We start from the raw sequence: 23,670 nt of genomic DNA on the forward strand, positions 1-23,670 counted from the left end.
TTGAGTTATTGAGTCATCGAGTTAGTGAGTTATTGAGTTATTGAGTCATTGAGTTATAGAGTCATTGAGTTAGTGAAGTGGGTTGTGGAAATGGGTTGGGATAAGAGAAAATTGGGTCATTAAGTCATTGTAGTGGTTCGTGGAAACGGGTTTAGGGAAATCGAGACGGTTCCCTACGAAAGTGTTCGAGAACCGATTTGTCCCTGGGAGCGCAAGTGTCCCGCCCGCGCAAAAGCCGGGCTCAAGGCCCGCAGTCCCAGGAAAAAGCCCGGTTTCGCCTTTGTAGGGGCGAGTCGCCGCCTCACCCCTCCCTTGAAATGGCATTAAAGACCTTGGTATCGCGGGTTCTCGAGCAGGCTTCTAGTTGGATGTTTCGTCCACCACCTGAGGGACAAGGTCTCCGGCTTTTCCCTGCAGGCTCACGTTAAAGGCGCGGCTGTAAGGGGTGGGTTCCAGGTTGATTTCCACGACGAAGGCCCCATGCTGCTGAGCATAGAGGCCCATAGAAGCGGCGGGCTGGACCACGCCGGAGGTCCCGATGACCATCATGAAGTCACAATTTTCCAAAGTATTGTAAGCCTTGTGGAGCACTTCGGGGTCTAGGGTTTCACCGAACCAGACCACATCGGGCCTGAGCATCCCCCCGCAGCCGTCACATAAGGGCGGAAACGGCAGAGGCACACGCCGATCTTCGGTTTTGCGACCGCATTGGGTGCACCGAACCCACCAAATATTGCCGTGCAGTTCCAAAACTTGGCGGGATCCCGCCGCCTGATGCAGTCCGTCAATATTTTGAGTGAGAAGGAGGAACCGTTCAATGCGTTTTTCCAAGGTTACAAGGGCCTTATGGGCTGCATTAGGCTGCAAGGGTTTGAGGATTTCACGACGATAGTTGTAGAATTCCCACACCAGTTGAGGATTTCTGGCGAAGGCTTCCGGTGTGGCCAGATCCGTCGCCCGGTAGCTGCGCCACAAACCTCCTGCTCCACGAAAAGTCGGAACGCCGGATTCTGCAGAAATGCCCGCCCCCGTGAGCACCACAAGGTGACGGGCTTCTCGTATTTTTTCTCGAACCAGGGCCACATTTTTCGTTATTTGTTCCGGTCGAGTCACAGAGCCCCTCCTTCATCCAAGGATCGAAAAATGCCGTATATGTCGAGCCCTCGGCGCCGGAATCCTTCCAGCCCATAGACCATGTTGGCTTCAAGGACCCACCAGCGGTCATGGGCGTAACAAATGTCCAAGCCGACTTCATCAAAGCGGCACACGGTAGCGGTCCATCGTGCGAAATCCAAAGCCTCTTTAGGTATGTTTTCAAAACTGATGGTGCCGCCTCGGGACACATTGTTTCGAAAATCACCCGAAGGAGCCAGCCTCCAATAAGCATGAACCACTTGTTGAGCGATGAGCACAACCCGAAGGTCCCTGTCGATGGGGAGATATTCTTGTATATATGCCGGATGATGATCGGCAAGATACACGACGAGATCTTCTCTGGAACGCAGCAGCCATACTCCTTCACCTTGAGATGAGCCGACGGGCTTCTTGGCGATCATGGGAAAACTAAAATCTCGAAGAATCTTTTTCATTCGGTTTGTGCCGTAGTAGAGTTTGGTTCGAGGGTGCGGCACATTCAGAAGTTGAAAAAGAGACGTTTGCCGAATCTTATGGCCCATGAAAGCGTAGTAGTTTCGAGGAAAAACAATTTTTCCCAGAGACCGGAAGAGATCTTCATACAAACGGCTTGGATAATAAACCTTTGGACTTTGGACGATTCTTTCTCGGACGTCTTGGGAATAGTCGAACCAGTTAGGCTGCACGCCAACGCAGCGCACAGAGGAACATTGACGAAGGCGTTTTCCAAGAGACAGGCGTTCCTCGGACATCTTCTTCTCCCTTCACGATTTTTATGTGACATAAAGTCATTTCTCATGTCAAAATTTTCGCAACCATACCTTTCAGGAAAAGGAGTCATTCCATGGTGCACATCGTGGCTTTGTACGGTAGCCCGAGAAAATCTGGAAACACCTCCACCCTGCTTTCCCATGCCGTCGAAGGCGCTCGCGAAGCCGGAGCCGTCGTGGATTGCTTTTATTTGCGTGACCTTAACATTTCTCCATGCCTCGAACTTTACGGTTGCAAGACTTCGGGGCGGTGCGTCATCAATGATGATTTTCAAAAGGTAGCAGATGCCATCGTGGCATCCCGAGGCATTATGCTCGCCTCGCCCGTGTTCTTTTACACGGTTTCTGCACACACCAAGATCTTCATGGATCGATGCCAATCCTTGTGGGTAAAGCGTTATTGGATCGATGAAATTCCATTTGGTTCCAAAGATTATCCTCGTCGAGGCTTCTTTATCGCCGCCGGGGCTACTCGAGGTAAAAAACTCTTTGACGGCGTGCTGCTGACCGCCCGCTATTTCTTTGACGCTTTGGGAGCCGATCTGTGGGATAGCCTTCTGGTGCGCGGTGTAGATGCTGAAGGCGATATCCTCAAACACCCAGAGGACTTGATCGCCGCTCGTGAAAAAGGTAAAGAGTTCGCTCGAATTCTGATGGGTGGGACTTAACAGCTTCCCCGAGAAGGGCTCTTTTTCAGGAGTGCGGGCGTTCCACCCGCATCATCAATGGGCCGAAGGGCCGCGCCTTTGGGATTAGGTTTCTCTCGCCCATGGTTGTAAGGGCGACTGAGTTGTGGGGCAGACACATCGTTCCGCCCCCACAGATGGATTGGGGCTGCCATGCTGGCATACCCCAACAGATGGTTACGGGCAAGCAAGCCTATCCTCCAGGACAGATGGTTTGCTTACGGAGTGGCTGGCCTGCTTTCAGATTGGTCTAAAAAAGAGGAATGCCATGGAAGATAAAAGTCAGAAAGCCTTTGTTTTTCTCAACAGCCTTTTTGTCGGTAGTTTGGTCATTGCGTCGGTCCTGGCTAGCAAAATCATTACGGTTTTTGACCTAGTGGTTCCAGCCGGCGTTTTGGCCTATTGCGTAACTTTTGTGGTGACGGATGTGGTGAGCGAATTATGGGGACGAGACAAGGCCAACACAGTGGTCTTGGGAGGCTTTGTCGCCCTTGTCTTTTCCTTGATTCTGGTACGTCTGGCCATCCTATGGCCACCAGCTCCTTTTTGGCCTCATGATCCCGCCTTTCGAACGGTCTTGGACAGTACTTCGAGGATTATTGTGGCTTCCTTGACCGCCTATCTTTTGAGTCAATACCATGACGTGTGGGCTTTTCACCTGCTACGGCGCCTCACTGGGGGAAAATTCCTATGGGTTCGAAACAATGTTTCCACAGCCCTGTCACAACTTATCGACACCGTGGTCTTTATCACCATTGCCTTTTACGGCCTGATGCCCATAACGCCACTAATCTTTGGCCAGTGGGTCATCAAACTCGCCATTGCGCTCATAGATACCCCCGTGGTCTATGCCGCCGTCTGGCTTTTGAAAACCCGGCGATGGGCCCCTTCGTCGCCGGTGCTTCAGGCTTCTTCAAGTCGGTGAGGGCCATGTGAACCGCAACCCGGCCAGAAGGCCCCGGAGTCAAGATGTTCTGGGTGCTCTGAGGTTCCTTGAACCTTTGGTGCGTCGGTATGCCTGGCGTCTCACGGTGGGTTTTCTGTGCTTAGCCGCGGTGGATATCCTTCAACTATGGATTCCTCGTGTCATGAAACACGCCATAGACGGCGTTTCTTTGGGCCATGATTCCGACCAATTGGCATTCCGGGCGGCTCAAATTATTGCCCTTGCCCTTCTTATTGCCGTCCTCAGGTACTTCTGGCGACATTTTCTTCTCGGTTTTTCTCGATTTTTGGAAAAAGACATTCGCCGGGACATGGTGGTGCATGTGCTTACGCTGGACCGAATCGCCCTGCACAAACGAAGTTCCGGCGACATTCTTGCCCTATCCGGCAATGATCTTGCCTCTGTGCAACTTGCCGCAGGCATGGGCCTGGTAGCCTTTGTGGATGCGGTTTTCATGAGCCTGGCCACTCTGGCTTTTATGGCGGCTCTGCATGGAAAGCTCACAGCCATCGCCGTGGCTCCCCTACCCTTCTTGGCTCTGGCCACACAGTTCTTGTCCAGTCGATTGCATGAAAGGTTTGTCAAGGTCCAGGAAAAATTTTCAGAACTGACCGAATGCGCTCGCACCACTCTCGCCTCGATTCGACTGTTCAAAGCATACAATCAGGAAGAGGCGCAAACAAAACGGTTTGATGTTTTGGGGCGAGCCTATGTGCATCACAATCTGCGAGCGGCCATGGTGGAGGGGACGCTTTTCCCCTTTGCCGGTCTGGTAGGGAACACCAGCGTGCTGCTTGTCCTTTACTTCGGTGGCCTCCTTACCATGAAAGGGACCATCACGACAGGTGATTTCGTTGCTTTCATCACATACCTGCACCTGCTCACATGGCCTATGATGGCTTTCGGCTGGGTGGCTAATCTATTCCAAAGAGGATTGACGAGCTTGCAACGGATTCAGGATCTTCTAAACGACCGCCCTGCTTTAAGCGATCCCCCGAAGTCTGTTTGCGTTCCTGCGGCGCCTCTGATCCTAAGGCTTCACGAATGCACTTTCACCTATCCAGGCATGGAATCTCCCGTGCTCCATGAATGCTCCCTTACTTTGGAACCCGGCATTACGGGACTCGTGGGACCGACGGGTGCCGGCAAATCCACCGTATGTCATCTTCTGGTTCGACTCTATCCCGTGCCTCGAGGCACTTACACGGTGAACGGCCGCGACGTCAACGATCTGAGCCTCACCGACCTTCGATCTCTCATTGCCTATGTGCCTCAAGAAGGGGTTCTTTTTTCAGACACGGTGGCGGCCAATATCGCTTTTGGCAAACCCTACGCCGAAAGAAAGGATATCGAAGCGGCAGCTCGAGCCGCCGCCATTCACGAAGAAATCCTTGCCATGCCTTCAGGGTATGACACACGTATTGGGGAAAAAGGGGTGCTGCTTTCCGGTGGGCAGCGTCAACGAATTGCATTGGCTCGAGCCCTTCTGCTCGACCGGCCGGTTCTCATTATCGATGACGGTCTTTCCGCGGTGGATACCGAAACAGAGCACCTGATTCTGGAGCATCTAAGACGTTATTGCCGAGGCAAAACCTGTTTGATTATTTCTCACAGAATCGCCCAGCTCATGGACGCCGGCAGACTCCTTGTCATGGAAAACGGCCGTATGGTGGATGCCGGCACCCACCACGATCTTTTGGTCCGAAATGCCTTTTACCGAACCATTTACCAGCATCAGACTCGCTCCGAGTGCGTGCGTTGAGGTTTTATGCATTACGGTTACGGATACTTTGAAGAAGCTCAGCTGGGACGCATTCGAGATCTCAAACTGTGGAAGCGTCTGTTGAAAATCCTACGGCCGTATTGGAAACCCATTCTGGGAGCGGCCTTGCTCTCCCTTGTGATTTCCGCAGCCGGCTTGATCATTCCGTATCTAGTCCGGGTGGGCGTGGATCGATACATTACTGCGGAAAATTTGGCCTGGACAGACCGCTTGCATGGCCTACGCCTGCTCGCCTTGCTTTTTATTGGTCTTATGCTTTTGGGGTTTCTGGCGAACTTTTTTCAAGTCGTCCTTCTGGAGTGGGCCGGCCAGCAAGTGATGCACGACCTCAGACAACGCCTTTTTCATCATGTGGTGCATCTGGACGTGGCCTTTTTCAACCGACATCCCGTAGGGAAACTGGTAACACGATTGACCAACGACATTCAAAACATGCATGAAGCCATGACCTCGGTCGTGGTGACCGTTTTTAATGATTTTCTTCAGCTTTTCGGTATCCTGGTCATCCTGTTTTGGATGGATTGGCGCCTAACCGGTATGCTCTGTACAGTCATTCCCTTGATGGTTGTGGTGACTTTGTTGTTCAGCCGCCTGGCTCGAGAATCCTTTCGAGAGCTTCGAACACGACTGGCACGCATCAACGCTTTTTTACAGGAAGTTCTAAGTGGTCTTTTCATTGTGCAGCTTTTTCAAAGGGAACAAGACACAGCCTCCCGCTTTGAAAGCCTCAACGAAGCCCACCGTCTGGCTGCTTTTCGGCAAATTCACGTGTTTGGTGTTTTCATGCCGTTCATTGAAGTGGTCCATTCCACCACCGTGGCCATCATGATCTGGTATGGTGGTCGAAGTATTCTGAACGAATCCATGACTCTAGGAACTTTGATTGCCTTTCTGTCTTATGTGAGATTATGTTTTCAGCCTCTAAGGGAACTTTCCCAAAAGTATTCCATTGTGCAATCGGCTTTAGCCTCTGCCGAGAGAATTTTTGAATTGCTGGACACCCCAAAATCACTCTCCGAACCCTCCGCTCCCAAGACCCTCCCTCACGTACGCGGTGCGCTTACCTTTGAGCACGTCTATTTTAGCTACGATGATGACCGGTTCGTGCTTCAAGATGTCTCCTTTCATGTGGATCCAGGAGAAACTTTGGCGATTGTCGGGGCAACGGGAGCCGGCAAGACCACCTTGATTCATTTACTGGAAAAGTTTTACGAACCCACGCATGGCCGGATTCTCTTGGATGGCCATGATATGCGATGTTTGGATGTGCGATGGCTGCGTCGGCAAATCGGTTTGGTCATGCAGGACGTTTTTCTTGTGCCGGGAACACTTCGTGAAAACATCTGCCTGGATTTAACCTTGGATGCCAAGTCATTGGATCGCATCGTAGAACTCGCTCAGCTTGGCTCCCTGATTCGCCGTCTTCCTCAAGGATTGGAGACTCTCATCGGTCCAGGAGGCGTAGATCTTTCGGCGGGACAGAAGCAACTTTTGGCGTTTGCGCGCGTATTGGCACGAGACCCGAGGATCCTTATACTTGATGAGGCTACGTCTAATGTGGATTCATCCACGGAAAGAGACATAGAAGCTGCCGTGGAAAAGGTGTTGACGGGTCGAACGGCGATTCTTATTGCGCACCGGCTTTCCACGGTTCAAAGAGCCTCTCGAATACTTGTGCTGGAAAACGGCCGCGTGATGGAATCGGGGCGCCACGAAGATCTGCTTCGACAAAACGGTTATTACGCCAGACTCCTCCACAGCAGTCTGGTGTGTCGCTCGACGAAGGTTAATGGAGATTTTGAATCTTCAAACCGGTTTTCATTCTCAAAGTAAAGGAGCATGCCATGGCTGGCAAAAAGTTGAACCCGCTTAAGCTTTTCTTCCCACTTTTGTGCCTCACTTTTGGAATGGCCGGCTCTTCCCTGGCGCAACCCGCCCTGGAACAAATGGGAGGGTGGGAGAAGGGAAGCGCTTATAACCAATTGTATAAGGCCCAGGAACGGGACAAGATCAAGGGCACCATCGTGAAGATTCAAGAGGTCGTCCCTATGAAAGGCATGAGTCCCGGGGTGGCTCTGGTTTTGGAGGACAAAGATGGAGCGAAAACCGTGGTGCACTTAGGTCCACGATGGTTTATCGATCCCAAAACCATGGGCCTACAGGTGGGGGATACAGTCAAAGTGTCCGGATGCTGGGCCGATGTGGAAGGCCAAGAAGTGTTCATGGCATCCAAGGTGAAAAAAGGCGATCATTTTGAATTTAAGGTTCGACTCACCAAGGACGGGACACCGTTCTGGACCATGAGTCCAGAGGAATTGGCCAAAGAGACCGAAAAAGAATGAGCCGATGATCACCTTTCTGCTCGTCTTTGTCACCGTCTACACCACCATGCACGCGGTTTTTCTTTATCGCGTGCATAGCCTTTTTGAAGGCCGAAAGGTTTTGTGGGCGGTCCTTGTCATCTTTTCCATGGCCATGATTCTTGCGCCCATGGTATGTCGTCTTCTGGAACGAACGGGTTGGGAAACCCAGGCACGCCTTGTCGCCCATGTGGGTTATCCATGGATGGGATTTCTCTTCCTGGTCTTCTGGCTTTCCCTTTTTGTGGGAGTTGTCAACGGTTTCTTATGGTTTCTGCACCGTTTTGGTTATACCGGTGTGGCTCAGATGCCGGACAAGCCGGCCGCATGGTTTGTTCTTATCGTTGGGGGTATTCTTAGCATCTACAGCACTTTGGAAGCTCAAAATATCCGCTTGGAACGAGTGCGCTTGGAGACGGAAAAACTCCCTGCTCATGTGCCTCGTTTGCTTCTCGCTCAAATATCGGATGTGCATTTGGGCCTCAACGGTGCATATGCCCGCGCGGAAAGGATCGTTCAACTTTTACGGAACATCCGTCCTGATCTTATCATTTCCACGGGGGACTTTGTGGATGGAACACCTCATTCCCTTGACCCCCTGCTTCCTTTGTTCCAGGAGCTTCGTCCTCCTTTGGGCAAGGTGGCCATCGTGGGAAACCATGAATACTACGTGGGACTTCAAGAATCCATGGAATGGACACGACGGGCCGGGTTTCTTCTCCTCAGGGATAACGCAACGACGTTAGGTGGAGCTTTGAATGTGGTTGGCGTTGACGACACATGGAGAGATAGGCCTGAGACGGAATCGAGCCTGCTTAAATCTGCTTCCAATGGACTTTTTACGCTCTACCTCAAACACAGACCTCAGGTAAGTAAAGCCACTCTTGGGCTGTTTGACCTTCAGCTTTCTGGTCATACGCACCGGGGCCAGATTTTCCCTTTCTCTCTTTTTGTCGCTCTGATGTATCCTTTTTTCAACGGAACTTACGAACTGGGAGAGGGGTCCGTGCTTCATACGAATCGAGGCACCGGCACATGGGGACCTCCCATGCGCCTCCTGGCCGCGCCGGAAATCACCCTTGTGGAGCTGGTGCGAAAGCCGTGAAGTGCTTTGGGACTTGTCCGAGAACGAATTGATCCCGGAAAGCGCGGACGTCCCGCCCACACAAATGGCGGACCAGAAGCCAGCCATCTCAAGAAAAGAGACAGTTTCGGGCTGTAGGGGCGAGGCGGCGCCTCGCCCCTCCCTTGCAAGGGCATTAAACACCTTGGTATTTCAAGTTTTCGAACACGCTAGGAGCTTCATGCCGTGGCACTGGACATGGTTCTAAGCTTAGACTTTGACACAGGGAGGAAGGAATCGTGGACAAGAATCGATGGCTTTACCTTATCGGCGCACTCCTTTACGTCAATGTCACGACGCTTTTTGTCCTTGGCCTTTTGCTCAAATTTGTGATCCCCACAGGAAGTCGAGGCATGGGAGGGCCTCCCACCTTTCTGGGGCTGGCCCGCCATAGCTGGTCCGATATTCATGGAACCCTGGGAATCCTTTTCGTGGTGCTCACCGTCGTGCATATCGTCCTGAACTGGAATTGGGTGGTGCAATCCTCCAAACGCTACTTCCAAGACAAGTGGGCCAAGGCTCTGATGATCATGAGTGTGCTGTGGGTGCCGGTGGTTTTCATAAGCTGGATCGCCTCCCGATTCTGAACGATCAACAACAACCGCCATGCTGACGTCGGCGGGAAGAGAGGCTTCTAAAGCCGAAGACCCTCATCGTTCCAAGAAAAACTCTCCCCGTTCAAAACCAGTCTTTCCTTGGTGAACCACAAGGCCTCCTCGTCGGCGTCGCTTTTCTTCGCGGTCGAATCCTCGCTTTTACCTTTTTCGGTGGAAGACTTGCTGAAAATTTTCCCATCTTCGGCACGATTCATAAGGTATTGAGCGTACTTATGGATTCTTCGGACTTGCTCATCGGCAGAAATCACCGTCACCGAAAAGATCATGCTGATTGTGTAGACTTCCTGAGGGCTTCTGTCCTCTGCAAGCTTTTCTCGAACCAAGGAAACCGCAATTTGTCCTTGCCGCTTTTTCTTGAGAAACTTCTTTGTGGAAAGGGCGTCTTTGAATGTCAGCACCGTGACTTCGGGATGATGCGGTAAAGGAGCCATTTCGGAAGGCTCGAACTTTCTTTCCCCTTCTTCATCGATAACTCGCAGCTGAATTCTTAAGTTGTCGGCTATCCAGCGCGTGGGCAACAGCAGAGCCAGGTTGTCGCCTCGAAAGACGTTGAGGGGGTTCAGCCACGATTTATTTTCGGCAAGAAGCAGCACACGGTCAAATTCAGGCTGAATCTTTCGAAGAATATCGCGGTTTCGAAGCTGCCCGTAAAGCCATAACACATCGTAGTTCTTGATACGATCGTTTTTCAGCAAAACGTCCATGACGCGATGAAACACCTCATCCCGTGCTTCTAGAAGCAAGGCAGGGCCAACGGCGCGCATCAATTCAGGATCTTCAATGAAGGCCATGTACCCGTTGTCCATGTTCTGCAAGATGAGTCGCCCTGCCTTGTGGTGATCTCCTAAGCGCGCATAGTGCAGAGCGGCAAAGAGAATGTTCCCCCAGTCCTCATTGTCCGAATTGGCTAAAATCACTTCAAGGTCGTGACGGATCTCTTCCCGGGAAGCTTCCTGAATTTTCAGCATGATCTTATGCATGGCGGTAGAGGCCGCGAAAGGATCTTTTCTGAGAATGCCCTGATGAATGCTTTGAAAGCGCAGAAAACAGCTCAAAGCCTCCTTGTGGTTTCCCATTTCATAGGCGGCCTGTCCACGGTAATACCAATAAGGGGGAAACATCTGAAAAGAGCTTTCCAGCCTTTCCAATTTACGGAAACGGCGTTCGATATCGGGTTCTTTCAGGATAGCCGTGTAATCGGTCAGCTGCTTTTCGTTAAGGCGCCATTCGTCGGGTAGGTTGTATCGACGCATAAGGTCCCACGAGTATTTGAGCAGCTTCTTGTAAAAGTTGTTGATGCCTTGCAGGATGGTCGCTTCGATTTTCCACGCGGCTTCTTCGCGCTCTTTCTTGTAATCATCCATGTGGTCACGGTAGTTGAAGTAAAAAGAGCCCACATTGAGCATAGCGCTAAGGACACCCATGTAAGGGTTGAGGAGCAGGTCGCTCTCCAAGATGCGTTTTCGAAGGCGCTTTTTCAGTTCGGATTGAACGGTTTTTTCATAGCTGCGTGCAAGGTAGTTCCTTTCGTGTTCCTGTATTTTGGAAGTGGTGAGTAGATCCATGAGTTCCTGAAGCAGGCTGATAATGTCGGCGTCGGGTATCTTGTTGAGGTTCAGGTTGTTAATAATGGTGTTGTATTCCTGGTCCAGGACCACTTTGTCGTTGTAGGTGAGAATATGGGTTAAAGAGATGGCGATCTGATTCAAGGCTTGGAGTACCTGTAATTGAAGACGTTGGTCGGGGCTTTCTTGAAGTTGTTGGGCGTACGCGGAAGGTACCGCCACGGCAACCGGACCCACGATCATAAGGCCGACCCAGAGGATCAAAAAACATAGAATGCTTCCAAGGCGCACGTGGCATCCCTTTGTCGCCTCGTTTCCCCTACAGCTGGGTGCTTGTCCAAGAGTGAAAAAAGGTGATGGTTTTCCTCGGAGCGAGGGCCTCCGACCCGCCATATGTACGAAGGGGACCCCCGTGCTTCGAGGAACAAATGCCTTCACAGACACACTTCCAAGTGCTTGAACGGACGCGCTGATGTTACCCCGCACTTCTTGACCCTGTCGGGGCAAATCTGCGTGTTCAATCGGTCCTTTGCCACGACAGCCTTGTTCCCACTCAGCAAGGACATAAATGTCAATCTTTCCTACTTTTTGCTTGCCTCTTCCCATAGATTTTATTCACCTGTCTTCTGGGCTCGTCTTAAGTTCTTAAGAGTCAGAAAAATCCTTATCGAAAATCCCAATTCTCATGACCACGGCAGATCGCCACTGTGTCCATGCAGCACCACGGCGTGAGCCGAAAAAACCGCCCAGGCCGGATTCCCCTCCTTCACGCCCATGCGGCGGGCACTCTCGGAAGAGACAATAGCGCACAATTCCGTGCCGTCGGCAAGTTCCACAGTCACTTCCGTTGTCACCAGTCCCGCAAGGATTCGACGAATCGTTCCATGGAATCGATTTTCACAGCTCACCAAAGGTTCGTTAAGCCCCTGGACAAGGATCAGCCAAGGAGCCTTGACTTCTGCGACCATAAAGGTTCCTTCCCGAATACCAAGGCGACGAAGGCTGTCCAAAGTGATGACCGTATGAATGCGGTGGCCTCCAATGGTGAGCAGATTCACCGTAGCCTGAATATCTCCGCAAAGAACCTTGTCCACTCGGCCGTAAAAGGCGTTTCGAGCACTGGTTTGTCCGGCCGACTCCCGTTCAAGAAAAAGTCTCATCACGTGGTGAATGTCTTTGTCGGAAAAGGACGGATAAGGCAAAGGCGCTTTGGAGACGGTCGTCCCAAGAATTTTTTGCACGACCGGTAAAGGAATATGGCCTTTGAGAAGTTCCATGGCACGAGCTTTGCGGATCATCTCGGGCCCACCCAGATATGGAGCGTAGCCGCAAGCTTGGGCTCTCTCGTAAAATTTTCGGCGAACAAAAGCGGCATCCAGCAGCAGAGATCCTTTCACCTGCCCCTGAAACCCAGGGTCTTCCACAAGAGCTCGAATGTCTTGAAGGCCGTGACGCGAAACATCGACAAGACGCTCAAACGAACCATGGCGGCTCCTCTCACCTCGGAGAACCACGGATCGATTTTCCCAGTCGATATCCTCAAAAGGATTCAAACGAAGCACCTCATTAAGTTTGGCGCCCGTATGGCGAATGAGCAGGAAAATAAGAAAGATCCGCAGTCTTGCCGTACGATGGGTCGAAGTCTCCTCGACCCATCGGCGGAAGGACTCCTCCAACCGCCGCAGCCCTTCCGTATCCAAGCATTCCGTGCGACTGGAACGGACAGTCGTACGGCGGCTCTCGGTTTGACGGCCATCGGGATGCTTCACTCGGGATTTGGGGCTCATGAGGAGTTCCTCTTTCCGAACATCCTTCCTTTTTGCCTGGAACCCGCCACCAAGAAGATGTCTGTTTCTTCTCCCAACTCTTAAAAAAGTCTTTGTTCCAGCTTTCTTACCATCTGAACATCATAGGACGCCCTATGTATCACAACTGGCCCTTTTTACGCCACAAACAGCAGTGCTTTCGCCAAGCCTGAATCCGCTTGGGAAAGCGTTTCCAACCCGATAGATTTGTCACGACTTAATCGGGTCATGCATTGTGTCATGGGAGACTGATCAGCAGCAGTCCACACCGGCGCACTGACATGTCCGCCATCAGCACATCCCCTATCGATGGCGAAACGTGTCAGGGAAACTGGTTCGGACAGAGGCGGTGTTCTTGCCTTAAAATCATCCAGAGGGTTCACAGGGGCGTGTGCATGGGTCTGTCCCCGCCAATGCGGATCACGACGGCACTGGAAAAAGAAAAGAATACCCTCGTGAAACCCACTGCTCGATTTAGGCTTCCGCAGACTTCACAGGGCTTGATCCTTTAAAGAACCCCCTCTATAATGACACGAAAGAGTTCGTTTTCGTGTCAGACTAGAAGACGATCTTTTAGACAAGGGGGAGAGGGTATGTTTTTTCCTACGGCAGGCATTGAGGTGGCTCCATGGATTCCACCCCTGGTGGCTTTTGGCATCTCTTTTTTTACGTCCATGGGCGGTGTTTCCGGAGCGTTTCTCCTGTTGCCTTTTCAGGTGTCTGTTTTGGGCTATACAGCTCCATCGGTAAGTGCCACCAATCAGTTGTTCAATATCGTGGCGATCCCCAGCGGGGTTTATCGCTATTGGAGGGAAGGCCGCATGGTGTGGCCTCTGACGTGGGTTGTGGTCTTCGGCACGCTCCCCGGTGTTCTCATTGGAGCTCTGGTCCGCGTCGCGTACCTTCCCAACCCGAAGCACTTTAAGCTTTTTGCGGCCGGTGTCCTGCTTTACATCGGTCTGAGAATGATGCAGGATCTGCTCAAGAAAGACTCGAAAGGGAACACAAAAGCTAATGCCGAAACGAGGTTTCAGGAAATGGTACGCCGTCACCGAACCTTGGCGGCTCAAGCCGGTGAAGGTGCTGTGCAGGCGCTTCCAACAGTCAAGGTGACCCATTTTACCAGCCGTCGGCTCGGCTACACTTTCTATGAAGAATCCTATGATGTGCCCTTTTGGGGCATTTTTGCACTCGCTTTTATCGTGGGCATTGTGGGCGGTATCTACGGCATCGGAGGTGGGGCCATCATTGCTCCGTTCTTCGTGAGTTTTTTCAAGCTGCCTATTTACACGGTGGCCGGAGCGGCACTCATGGGCACTTTTGTTACATCTGTGGCCGGAGTAGCTTTTTATCAGGCTATGGCTCCCTTTTATTCCAACATGTCCGTAGCGCCGGATTGGTTTTTGGGCCTACTTTTCGGCCTTGGCGGCATGGCGGGGATGTATCTTGGAGCCCGCTGCCAAAAATACGTTCCGGCACGAGCCATCAAATGGATGCTTGCCGGGATCATCGTCTCTACGGCGGCAAAGTATGTCATGGATTTCTTACGGTAGGACGAAATCGGTCGACGCACCTCTCCAGCTTCTCATAGGCCCGCGCGCTCACAACTTCAGCCCCCACAGAGCGCACGTGTTCGGATTTCAACGAGTCAAGATCACCGGTGCCCTCATGCCTTGGTGCTTTTCAGATTGAGAAGGAAGAGGTTGGATCAATGAAAGAGGTAGTATAGGAGTAATGCTAAGGCGGGATTGATAGAGCAAACCCATTCTGTAACGATGCCGGAATCCCTCAATTGGTGCCTTTCAGGGCTTTTGATCTCCCGATTCATGAAACTCGCCGCTGATAGGTGCGCGACCAGTTGCGTTCAAGGTCGCTCTTGGCGCAAACGAGCCTAGTGAAAAGCCTTCGGCCTCTTTCAGCGAACCCGGCCCCCAAGTTCGTCGGTCCCAGATTTTTGCGGGTGCTCCACTTTCTTTGCAGACCCTGAAGCAGTCTTCTCAGTCCTCGATCCAGAGCCGTGAAAAGGCTCGGCGCCAGCATTCGAGTGCTATCTGGTGAAATGTGCGCATCCAATGGGCTTTTGGGCTTTCGTTCATGGATTGCCCTTCATTCTCGCGCGCTCAGTGTGCGAAGCACAATCTCTTGCAATCCTTCTCTCGCAGCAAAAGAGGTATGGTGCGGGCTCGGTATCGAAAAATCCAAGTGATTAAAGCGCCGATAACGGGGGCGGCCCATTCTCCCATGGGGTGCAGGGGAAGAGCCCAGTGGATTCGATCATGCATCCACACACCTTCAGGCAATTCATGAAAAGTGTGGGTATGCACCCAGAGTCGATACGGACCACGGATTTGCACGTCCACAAAACGATGGGGTGGATTCCACTCGGTGATACGGGTCCTCCAGGCGAAGGGAATACCGAAAAGGCGCAATCGATAATCAATTAGGGTTCCAGCCCCCATGGCAATGGGTAATGGAGTGAGGATTCGAAAGTGCAAGGCAGGTGGAGTGATGCGCTGCAAATTGGCCGCGTCGGCAAAAAAAGAAAAAACGGTTTCCATGGGATAGGTAAGATGGATTTTTGTCTCAAAAATTCGTACCTTCAGGCCTCGACCTAACGATCCAAAGCCCCTTTCGGCGACTGTTTTTGTGAATTCTTGCGATAGAGGGGTCATTATTGTAAAAGTTCGATTTAACTTTGAGCTTAGGTGAGCTGGAGAGGAGGCCTTGCGCATGGAAGATTTACTCCGTGGTTTTCCGGTGATCGTTGAGCTGCCTGTGGTTTGGGGTGAAATGGATGCCTTTCAGCATGTGAACAACGTGGTGTACTTTCGGTATATGGAAACAGCTCGTATCGCCTACTTTCTCAAAATGAACTACATGAAAATCATGGAAGAAACCGGACTGGGACCAATTCTCGCCTCCACACAATGCCGCTACCGGATGCCCCTAACCTACCCGGACACCGTTTCCGTAGGGGCCCGTGTGCCCGACCTGGATGTGGACCGGTTCCGTATGGAGTACCGTATCGTCAGTCATCGTCACCAAAAAATTGCGGCCGAAGGCGATGCCACGATTGTTTCTTACGATTATCGAAAGCGCACCAAAGCCCCGCTCCCGGAAGTCGTACGACGCTACATTTTAGACCTCGAGGGGCAAACGGTCTAGAAAGATGCCGAATCGTCACGAGGCGCTCTGGTTTTCCTAGGCGTGTCGCTCTTGGCCTGTGGCCCACGAAGGCTAAGCACTTTGATGCTTGCCCGTGATTTTTTCTGGGTCTGTGGGGTTGTGCCCCTACGAGCGCACCTGAGAATTCTTTGCCGGGAGTGCGGACCTTGTTCGCATCATGAGCGTGACAAAGATGTGCGCTTCAAAGAGAGATATGGCCGTGTATCGTTGTCGGGTAATCTCGTAAGTTTCCCCCATTTTCCGACTGTAAGGGTGGACCTGCGTGTCCGCCCCAAGGCTTGGGGCGCCTGAATACCTTAAGGGCGGACTCATCGGTCCTTCCCTGAAAGCGTTTGCGAGAATTTTTGCTAAGTCCGTAGGCGCTCCACCCCTACGGGTGTGGCCAAGAATTTTTACTGGAGCCGCGGCCATTCCACCCCAAAAGAACTTACCCGAGATTTTTGCTGGGGGCGTCGGCAGCACAGGCTCGGCCAATTGTGTGGAAAATTCTCCATAGGGAAGAGCCACTGTCATCTTAACCACAATAGAAGGGCTCCCTGTGAGAGTCCATAGACGTATGGAAGATTTTTCAAGGGCATGCGGCTTGCCGGTTAGAACTCGCACAGAAGCCTGCCAGACCTCGGTATCGTGGTTCCCCCATGGGGTCTTTACGGCCTCGTTACCTTTGAAGGTAAAGCTTATTTCGAAAATTCTTCTGCCATCCGTGACTCGTAGGAAGTTGGGCTTGCCATTTTCTCGAAAGTGATAAAGAAAACGATAGGCACCTCCCAAAGGATCCATGGTACCGGCTGGAACCTGAAGGGTTCTTCGCAGCCTCCCGTTTTTGAACACATTCACTATGTTTTGTTCAGGCGCAAAAACAAAGGTTGTGGTTTTTGTGTTTTTTCGACCTTCTCGGGTATTTTCCTGGTATTCTAACGGGACGGCACCATCGGCAAGGAGTCGGGATTTTGCCGTGATTCTTAGTCGATACAGGGCGTCCAAGACGGCGTGGGTTTCGCCTTTGAGGTGCACCAAGACTTCTTCGTCGGATTGATGGCATTGAAGCTGTGCCTTTCCGGCGGGCATTCCGTTCCAAAAAATGCTGTAATTTAGGCTGGGGCACTTAACCGCCCCTTGGGTATTCTGCTTGGAGTAAACCTCAGCCATCCCGTTGCATGTCGCAAGAAGAACGAAGATGAGAACAGAAAGGAACTCCATAGCATGTCGGTTATTCGGTTGATTTTGACCTGTGTCGCATTCTATGCGCTTTACTGCGTGTTCTTGTTTTTTCTGCAACGTCATCTCATTTTTCCCGCGCTGTTTGTCGGCACGCCTGATGTTTCTTACGTCCCACAGTTTGTCGAACCCCTCTGGGTGGATATTCCTGGGGCGAAAGTCGAAGGATGGCTGCTGCGAAGCGAATCTTCCGAAAACGTTCCAAAACCCCTGGTGATCTATGCGCACGGTAACGGAGAAGTCATCGATATGTGGCCGGATACCTTTCGTGGGTTGACGCGTCGCGGATTGCATGTGCTTCTTCTGGAATATCCCGGCTATGGTCGATCCACGGGAAGGCCTTCCCAAAAAACCATCACCCAGGCTTTTTGCGCCGCTTATGACCTCATGAGGCAAAGACCCGAGGTGGACTCAGCCAAGGTCATTCTTTTCGGTCGATCCATCGGCGGTGGAGCCGTGTGTGCTCTAGCTTCCCAAAGACCTTCTGCAGCTCTCATTCTTCTGTCCACCTTCACCAGCCTACGGCCTTTTGCCCGTAGGTATCTGGCTCCAAGCTTTCTCGTGCGAGATCCTTTTGATAATGAGTCCGTCGTCTCTTCTTACTCGGGGCCCGTGCTCATCGTCCACGGCACCCACGATTCCGTGGTTCCCTATTCCCATGGGAAATCCTTGGCCCAAGCCGCCCGTCATGGCCGATTTCTCTCTTATGAAGCCGATCATAATGACTGTCCTCCAGATTGGGAAGCCTTCTTTGATGCCATGGTGGAGTTTCTTCGAGAAACCCATGGGCTTTCAAAGTCCTAAGAGGAACCATCGTGACGTGCCCGTGATTCAGGGGGAAGGACTTCGAAAGAGCTTTGGTTCCGTGGAAGCCGTCTCCGGCATTTCTTTCCATGTGGACGAAGGAGAAATCTTTGGATTGCTCGGGCCCAGCGGGGTCGGCAAAACCACAACCGTCAATATGCTCACGGGTCTGGCTCGCCTTGACGCCGGAACCGTGATGATCGCTGAAAACGACTACTCACGAAACCCTAAAACGACTCAGCATCGGATCGGTGTGGCGCCGGATGAAAGCAATCTTTATCCGGAATTGACCGGCTTTCAAAACCTGTGCTTCTGTGGAGCGCTCTATGGAATGCCCCGCCGGGAATGGGAACGACGTGGAAGAACTTCTGAAGGCTTTGGGCCTGGCGGACGCCGCTCATAGAAAATTCGGCGGTTATTCCAAAGGGATAAAAAGCTAACTGACCCTGGCGGCAGGGATCATTCATCGGCCTGCCATTCTTTTTTTGGACGAACCTACGAAGGGAATTGATGTAGCCAGTGCTCGCCATGTCCGTCAGCTCATCGCCCATCTCCATGAAGTCGGCACGACCATCTTTCTGACCACCCACTACATCGAAGAAGCGGAAGGGGTCTGCCACCGCATCGCTTTTCTCGTCTCGGGTCGCATCGTCCGAATGGATTCGGTCGCCAACCTGTTGCAGCCGGTCAAGGATCATTTTGTGCTGAACGTCCACGGTGTTCAGGATATTTCAGGCGCACTCCTTGAAGATGGTCGCGGCATGTTTTCCAGAGTCACTTTTTCCTTGGAAAACGGGAAGCTTTTGCGTCTTGAAGCCGCCGACCCATTCGTGTCGGGCCTCTGGTGCGTGCGCTGAAAGACGGTGGCGTGGAAGTTTTGGGAGTCCGACTGGGTCGACCGTCTTTGGAAGATGTCTTTGTGCAGGTGACCGGCCTGGCCGCGGAAGCTCTGAAAAGGGAAAAAGAAAAAGCTATGGAAGGAGGCATTGCAATGAGAACGGCCGTTGCCTTCTGGAACATTCTGCTGAAAGACATGCGCACCTATTACCTCAAGCCCCCCAACATCAGCTGGGGAATCATTTTTCCCTTGGCGTGGACCACCATGTTTTTCATCAAAACCGGCGAAAGCCTGCATCACATTCGCCAGATTCTTCCCGGTATCGTGGCGGTCTCCATTCTTTTCGGCACCACCTCCATGCCGGCGGTCACCGTCACCTTTGAAAAGAAGAATCGGTCCTTTGAACGCCTGCTTTTGGCTCCCATTTCCTTGATGCATCTCATGCTTGCCAAGACAAGCGGCGCCATTCTTTTCGGCGTTGCCAAGGCGTTCGTTCCTGTGATTCTTGCCGCCTTTGTTACCGATCTAACCCTGGTGTCTTGGTGGTTTTTTGGAGCCGCCGTGGTCCTGATCGCCGTGGCTTCGACTTTTCTGGGGCTTTTCATCGCGGTGCTGTCAGGGACGTCTTTAAATCTCAGACCTTTTCCAACTTCTTTCGGTTTCCCATGATCTTTTTGTGCGGGTTGTTCTTTCCTGTGGAACGTCTGCCATTGCTGCTTCGACCCGTGTCCTATCTCCTACCGCTCACGTACGGCGCGGATGTGCTGCACGGAGCTGTCAACGGACGAGCGGTCCGACCCGTGGCCTTGATTCTTTCGGTGCTGGCTCTTTTCCGTGCGGCGCTCTTTTTGGCAAGCCTTGGGAATATCAAGAGGAAATGGATTCTCCAAGAGGGCGCCACATCCCGTGCCCCTACCACTTGGCCTGAAATGGCTCATTCTCAATTGTGGGACAGCCTCTTCACCATCGTTGGAAACGCCTTGAGGAAGGAACCTTCCTCCTTGTGGAGGTGTTTTAGTGGTGGGGCTTGCGCCGGCACCTCGACCGGAAGAGAGTCGGGAAGGCTCACCCTACGCTGAAACTGCAGCTTTACTGTCCACATTTTCTCGGACCGGGGTGTCAGCCTGAAAGCCAGCCGTGAGTCGTGCTCTCGGACTTCATGACCCGCCACGTCGCCGCCGCCGCCAAGACCAGAAGCACGGCATCTCGAAGAGCACTGATTTTCATGGAAGAAAATCCACTCCCTTCACCCCCACCAAAACAACCGCAATCCACATCTACCCCGCGAAGGATATTCAATAGGAGAGAGACCAAAAATATGAACAAAAGTCCCGTAGTTGTTGTGAGAGCGCCGGGAAGCCATAATCCGGCCATCAAACAAACCCCAAGCACCGCTTCCAGCCATGGAAGCACCAGAGCAACGGGATTCACAGCCCAGGATGGCAAAATCCGATAATTGTAAATCGTTTGAGCAAAATCCAATGGATAAAGGATTTTTTCGTAAGAAGCGTAAAGAAACACAAGCCCTAACACAAGGCGCATAGCCATCAAGGCTTTTTCTTGAATTCGGACGGACTTTGCTTTGAGGCCGTCTCCCTGTGTCTCATGGATCCCTTTTAAAGACTCATCAAGGTTTATGGAAGGTGTTCGAGGCTTAGTCTCGGCCTGGACCGTCCCTTGGCAAGATCCTTCACACAGCAGCGATCCGTTGCCGCACCGATCGGTTTCTAACTGAATGACAGCGTGATCGATGCCGAATTGGCGCCGTAAGGCCTCTTCGGCCAGACGTCGTACATTTTCACCTTCGCTGAGCTTTTGATCCGGAATCACCAAATGACAAGAAAAGGCGATGCTGGAAGAGCTGACGTACCAGGCATGGAGGTAATGGGCGTTGAGTACACCCGGCACAGCCTCGAGAGCTTTCTTGACCGCCGTGACGTCCACATGGCGTGGTGCAGCGTTCATAAGCACAGCAACAGCTTCCTGAAGCAGGCCCCAGCAGTTTCGAAGAATCAAAGCCACGATAATGATGGAAAGCAAGGGGTCCAGCCAGGCCCACGGTTTAAAAAGAAGGACCGCTCCATTGATCAAGACCGCGACCGAGGTTAAAAGATCCCCCAGCATATGCAAAAAAGCCCCGCGCACGTTCAGGTTGTGCGCTGCATCCCGATGTAACAGCAGCGCAGACAGGCCGTTTCCAAAGACGCCTACCGTCGCCAAGGCTATGACCCATGGAGCGGAGACCTCCTGAGGATGGCGGAATCTTTGCAAAGCCTCAACGAAAATGACGGAGCACGCGCCGACAAGGATAAGGACATTCAGGAGGGCGGCGAGTATTTCCACACGCCGAAAACCAAAGGTATGGCGCGTGGTCGCTCCTTTTCGTCCGACTCTCCACGCGATGTAGGCGATCAGCAGCGCAGCGAAGTCGCTGAAGTTGTGAGTGGCATCGGAAAGAAGGGCCACGCTGTTGGCCAAAATGCCGCCGGCCACCTGAGCCGATGGGATGAGGAGGTTGAGGAGCATGGTCAAAAGCAAGCGTCCTCCGGAAACCTCTCTCCCATTCGAACAAACATGCTCACTTGACACTATTTCCTCCGAAGCTCTTCAACGGCGGACCAACGTGTCCGCCCCATTGACAAGAACCTAGACGGAACACCTTCTGTCTTCAGCCATGCGCATCCCATCTACAGGGCGAACGATGCGGCCGCCCCATCACCAAGGCCGTCTGACCAGACCCATGGGCTATCTTTTAACAGACTCCGTTCATACTCAAGTCCCAGTTTAAGCCTGTTACAGCATCCATTACGGCTGCGAAGCCACGGGAAGCCCGTTTTTCAGCCATTCGGTCCATCCGTTCACCAAGACCCTTACCTGAGTATACCCTTGAGCCATCAGGGCCGCCGCCAATTGTCGGCTCAAATTACAGCCCTCATCACAGTAAGTGATAATGGGCGTCTCTTTGGGAATGTTTGCCAAAACCCTCGAAGTCCATTCTTCAAAAAACATCCAGGGAAGGTTTAGAGCCTTTTCAATATGCCCGCTTTGGTAGGCCTCGGGGTGTCGAGCGTCCAAGAACACCGCCTGTTCCGTAAAATAAAGGAGCTGGGCTTCTTCAAGGGAAATTTCCAAACCACCCATCTGGACATCTGCGGATGGCTGAACCCGGTCACCCAACCAAGGAAGACTGTCGGATCGAAAGCTGTTCACCACAAAGGCTAAAACCAAAGCCACACCCATAAGCCCCAGAGCTTGGCGGAGAGCTCGGCTCCATGGATTTACCCAAAACCTACGATTGTCCACGACCATGGTTTTACCTTTGGAGTTTACCTTGAGGCGCTTTCTGAAAAGATGAGCCGGTTCCAAAATAAGCGCACCGTAAAGGCCGGAAGTCAAGAGCCTTTAAAAGTGCCTCAAGGTCACCTTGACGGTTCTTTCTGTCAGCGGATTTTGGTTTTTAACTCCTCCAATTCCCGGCGCATGCAGACCACGTCGTCCATAAGGCGCGCTACGGCTTCGTGAAGGTTCATACCTTTGAGATAATCGGTGAACCAATGCCGGGTTGCCAGGCAAATCTTGACCAACATGAGCATCACCGGAACCTCGATCAAGACACCGACCACCGTGGCCAGAGCTGCTCCGGAAGACAAGCCGAAAAGAAGGGTCGCCGTCGCGATAGCCACTTCAAAATGATTGGAGGCACCGATCATGGCCGAAGGCGCCGCATCTTGATAATCAAGTTTCAAGAGTTTTGACAGTCCGTAGGCAACCCAAAAAATGAAATTTGTTTGAATGAAAAGGGGAATGGCAATCCAGAGAATGGTGAGCGGATTGCCCACAATGACGTCACCCTTAAAAGAAAAGAGCAAGATCAGCGTGATGAGCAAAGCGATAATGGTTACGGGGGTAAGGATGTGAAGGAACTTGGTTTCGAACCATTCGACCCCCTTGGCACTGATAATGAGTTTTCGGGACAAATAACCGGCCACCAAGGGCAAGGCCACATAGATGCCGATGGAAAGCACCAAGGCCTGCCAAGGCACGGGAAGGCGCCCCACCCCCAGCAGAAAGCCTCCCAAAGGGCCGTAGAGAAAGAGCATGGTGAGGCTATTGATGGCCACCATCACCAGGGTATGGCCGTCGTTGCCTCGAGCAAGATAGCCCCAGACCAAAACCATGGCCGTACACGGGGCGATTCCCAATAGAATGCAGCCCGCCAAATAGCTTCGCCAAAGGGGCACCTCCAACATCTTGACACCTTCATGAAGCACCACCGTGCCCACACCATGAGCGGCCCCGACGGGTAGATTCAATCCTATGGGCATTTTGACATAATCCACGGCGTTGGGGCCTATGAACCCCTTAAAAACGTAACCTAAAAAAAACAAGGCAATGCCATACATGGTGAAAGGCTTGACGGCCCAATTGACGAAAAGCGTCAGCCCTACGGGCTTCAAATTCTTGCCGGCCATGAGAACTTCGCCGAAGTCAATCTTAACCATAATGGGATACATCATGAAAAAGAGACACACAGCAATGGGAATGGAAACCACCGGCGCCTCCCCCACGTAGATGGCCAGCCTATCCAAGGAGCGCGCCACGCCAGGAGCCAGCCGCCCCAAAAGAATGCCCACCCCAATGCACAAAAGAACCCAGACGGAAAGATACTTTTCAAAAAGACTGAGACCCCGCCCTTCCTTTTTGATCTTGCCACCCGCCGTCATGACCTCAGCCCCCATTTTCTCTCAAGAATTTAAGTATATTTAATTCTAGGAATGTGTTTCCGAACGTTTTCGCTTTTGCCATCTTTCGGTATCCTCCGGCTTTTTCCTCGA

General features: G+C 52.2%; 21 protein-coding genes and 1 pseudogene. 13 read left to right on the top strand and 9 right to left on the bottom strand.

Annotated elements, in window-relative coordinates; translation table 11 throughout:
• Positions 1 to 360: 360 nt before the first annotated feature.
• The gene (locus tag WHS46_03575; protein ID MEJ5347752.1) at positions 361 to 1,113 is read right to left on the bottom strand and encodes an NAD-dependent deacylase; all 753 of its coding nucleotides are present in this window, start codon (positions 1,111 to 1,113) and stop codon (positions 361 to 363) included.
• Positions 1,110 to 1,886: a hypothetical protein gene (locus WHS46_03580; GenBank protein MEJ5347753.1), complete on the bottom strand. Its 777-nt coding sequence runs from the start codon at positions 1,884 to 1,886 to the stop codon at positions 1,110 to 1,112. Before WHS46_03580 ends, WHS46_03575 begins: the two co-directional genes overlap by 4 nt.
• 92 nt (positions 1,887 to 1,978) lie before the next feature.
• Here WHS46_03580 and WHS46_03585 point away from each other — a divergent pair, with 92 nt between their 5' ends.
• The 7 genes from WHS46_03585 (at position 1,979) to WHS46_03615 (ending at position 9,389) form a co-directional block, all read left to right on the top strand.
• Positions 1,979 to 2,572, top strand: a complete 594-nt coding sequence (locus tag WHS46_03585) for a flavodoxin family protein (protein MEJ5347754.1) — start codon at positions 1,979 to 1,981, stop codon at positions 2,570 to 2,572.
• A 286-nt stretch (positions 2,573 to 2,858) separates the two neighbouring features.
• Positions 2,859 to 3,515: a queuosine precursor transporter gene (locus WHS46_03590; protein MEJ5347755.1), complete on the top strand. Its 657-nt coding sequence runs from the start codon at positions 2,859 to 2,861 to the stop codon at positions 3,513 to 3,515.
• A gap of 7 nt (positions 3,516 to 3,522) precedes the next feature.
• Complete coding sequence (locus tag WHS46_03595) at positions 3,523 to 5,298, top strand: ABC transporter ATP-binding protein (GenBank protein MEJ5347756.1); 1,776 nt, start codon at positions 3,523 to 3,525, stop codon at positions 5,296 to 5,298.
• 6 nt (positions 5,299 to 5,304) lie between these two features.
• Positions 5,305 to 7,152 carry an ABC transporter ATP-binding protein gene (locus WHS46_03600; GenBank protein ID MEJ5347757.1) on the top strand — a complete coding sequence of 616 codons (1,848 nt, stop codon included), beginning with the start codon at positions 5,305 to 5,307 and terminating at the stop codon, positions 7,150 to 7,152.
• 11 nt (positions 7,153 to 7,163) lie between these two features.
• Positions 7,164 to 7,661 (top strand): hypothetical protein, encoded by a 498-nt coding sequence (locus WHS46_03605; GenBank protein MEJ5347758.1) that lies wholly within the window; start codon positions 7,164 to 7,166, stop codon positions 7,659 to 7,661.
• 4 nt (positions 7,662 to 7,665) lie between these two features.
• Entirely contained in the window at positions 7,666 to 8,784 is a 1,119-nt protein-coding gene (locus WHS46_03610; protein ID MEJ5347759.1) for a metallophosphoesterase, read from the top strand.
• Positions 8,785 to 9,041: 257 nt separating this feature from the next.
• The gene (locus WHS46_03615) at positions 9,042 to 9,389 is read left to right on the top strand and encodes a DUF4405 domain-containing protein (GenBank protein ID MEJ5347760.1); all 348 of its coding nucleotides are present in this window, start codon (positions 9,042 to 9,044) and stop codon (positions 9,387 to 9,389) included.
• A gap of 47 nt (positions 9,390 to 9,436) precedes the next feature.
• On the opposite strand, the gene WHS46_03620 is transcribed toward WHS46_03615, so the two are convergent.
• Positions 9,437 to 11,275, bottom strand: coding sequence for a hypothetical protein (locus tag WHS46_03620; protein ID MEJ5347761.1), 1,839 nt, complete (start codon positions 11,273 to 11,275; stop codon positions 9,437 to 9,439).
• 392 nt (positions 11,276 to 11,667) lie between these two features.
• Positions 11,668 to 12,771: a TOBE domain-containing protein gene (locus WHS46_03625; GenBank protein MEJ5347762.1), complete on the bottom strand. Its 1,104-nt coding sequence runs from the start codon at positions 12,769 to 12,771 to the stop codon at positions 11,668 to 11,670.
• Positions 12,772 to 13,382: 611 nt separating this feature from the next.
• On the opposite strand from WHS46_03625, the gene WHS46_03630 reads away from it, so the two are divergent.
• Positions 13,383 to 14,342, top strand: coding sequence for a sulfite exporter TauE/SafE family protein (locus WHS46_03630; protein MEJ5347763.1), 960 nt, complete (start codon positions 13,383 to 13,385; stop codon positions 14,340 to 14,342).
• Positions 14,343 to 14,909: 567 nt separating this feature from the next.
• Here the strand turns inward: WHS46_03630 and WHS46_03635 are convergent.
• The gene (locus WHS46_03635; GenBank protein ID MEJ5347764.1) at positions 14,910 to 15,461 is read right to left on the bottom strand and encodes an SRPBCC family protein; all 552 of its coding nucleotides are present in this window, start codon (positions 15,459 to 15,461) and stop codon (positions 14,910 to 14,912) included.
• A 58-nt stretch (positions 15,462 to 15,519) separates the two neighbouring features.
• Between WHS46_03635 and WHS46_03640 the strand changes: the two genes are divergently transcribed.
• The gene (locus WHS46_03640; GenBank protein MEJ5347765.1) at positions 15,520 to 15,954 is read left to right on the top strand and encodes a thioesterase family protein; all 435 of its coding nucleotides are present in this window, start codon (positions 15,520 to 15,522) and stop codon (positions 15,952 to 15,954) included.
• A 126-nt stretch (positions 15,955 to 16,080) separates the two neighbouring features.
• Here WHS46_03640 and WHS46_03645 read toward each other — a convergent pair whose 3' ends face one another.
• On the bottom strand, positions 16,081 to 17,259 hold the full coding sequence (locus WHS46_03645; GenBank protein ID MEJ5347766.1) for a DUF3108 domain-containing protein: 1,179 nt from the start codon (positions 17,257 to 17,259) through the stop codon (positions 16,081 to 16,083).
• Here WHS46_03645 and WHS46_03650 point away from each other — a divergent pair.
• The 4 genes and pseudogenes from WHS46_03650 to WHS46_03665 all read left to right on the top strand — a co-directional run bounded on the left by WHS46_03650 (position 17,179) and on the right by WHS46_03665 (position 19,914).
• Positions 17,179 to 17,997: an alpha/beta hydrolase gene (locus WHS46_03650; GenBank protein ID MEJ5347767.1), complete on the top strand. Its 819-nt coding sequence runs from the start codon at positions 17,179 to 17,181 to the stop codon at positions 17,995 to 17,997. The two genes, WHS46_03645 and WHS46_03650, sit on opposite strands and share 81 nt — an antisense overlap.
• A gap of 16 nt (positions 17,998 to 18,013) precedes the next feature.
• Complete coding sequence (locus tag WHS46_03655) at positions 18,014 to 18,400, top strand: ATP-binding cassette domain-containing protein (protein MEJ5347768.1); 387 nt, start codon at positions 18,014 to 18,016, stop codon at positions 18,398 to 18,400.
• Between the two features lie 82 nt (positions 18,401 to 18,482).
• A complete protein-coding gene (locus WHS46_03660) occupies positions 18,483 to 18,854 on the top strand; it encodes a hypothetical protein (protein ID MEJ5347769.1) in 372 nt (123 codons plus the stop codon).
• A gap of 134 nt (positions 18,855 to 18,988) precedes the next feature.
• A pseudogene (locus tag WHS46_03665) lies at positions 18,989 to 19,914 on the top strand (ABC transporter permease).
• Positions 19,915 to 19,954: 40 nt separating this feature from the next.
• On the opposite strand, the gene WHS46_03670 reads toward WHS46_03665, so the two are convergent.
• From WHS46_03670 to arsB, 3 genes are all read right to left on the bottom strand, one after another.
• Positions 19,955 to 21,424 carry a cation diffusion facilitator family transporter gene (locus WHS46_03670; protein MEJ5347770.1) on the bottom strand — a complete coding sequence of 490 codons (1,470 nt, stop codon included), beginning with the start codon at positions 21,422 to 21,424 and terminating at the stop codon, positions 19,955 to 19,957.
• Between the two features lie 216 nt (positions 21,425 to 21,640).
• On the bottom strand, positions 21,641 to 22,144 hold the full coding sequence (locus WHS46_03675; protein MEJ5347771.1) for a rhodanese-like domain-containing protein: 504 nt from the start codon (positions 22,142 to 22,144) through the stop codon (positions 21,641 to 21,643).
• Between the two features lie 131 nt (positions 22,145 to 22,275).
• Positions 22,276 to 23,559, bottom strand: coding sequence for an ACR3 family arsenite efflux transporter (gene arsB / locus WHS46_03680; GenBank protein MEJ5347772.1), 1,284 nt, complete (start codon positions 23,557 to 23,559; stop codon positions 22,276 to 22,278).
• Positions 23,560 to 23,670 lie beyond the last annotated feature (111 nt).

Origin of the sequence: Desulfosoma sp. (assembly GCA_037481875.1) — a bacterium.
GTDB lineage: Bacteria > Desulfobacterota > Syntrophobacteria > Syntrophobacterales > DSM-9756 > Desulfosoma.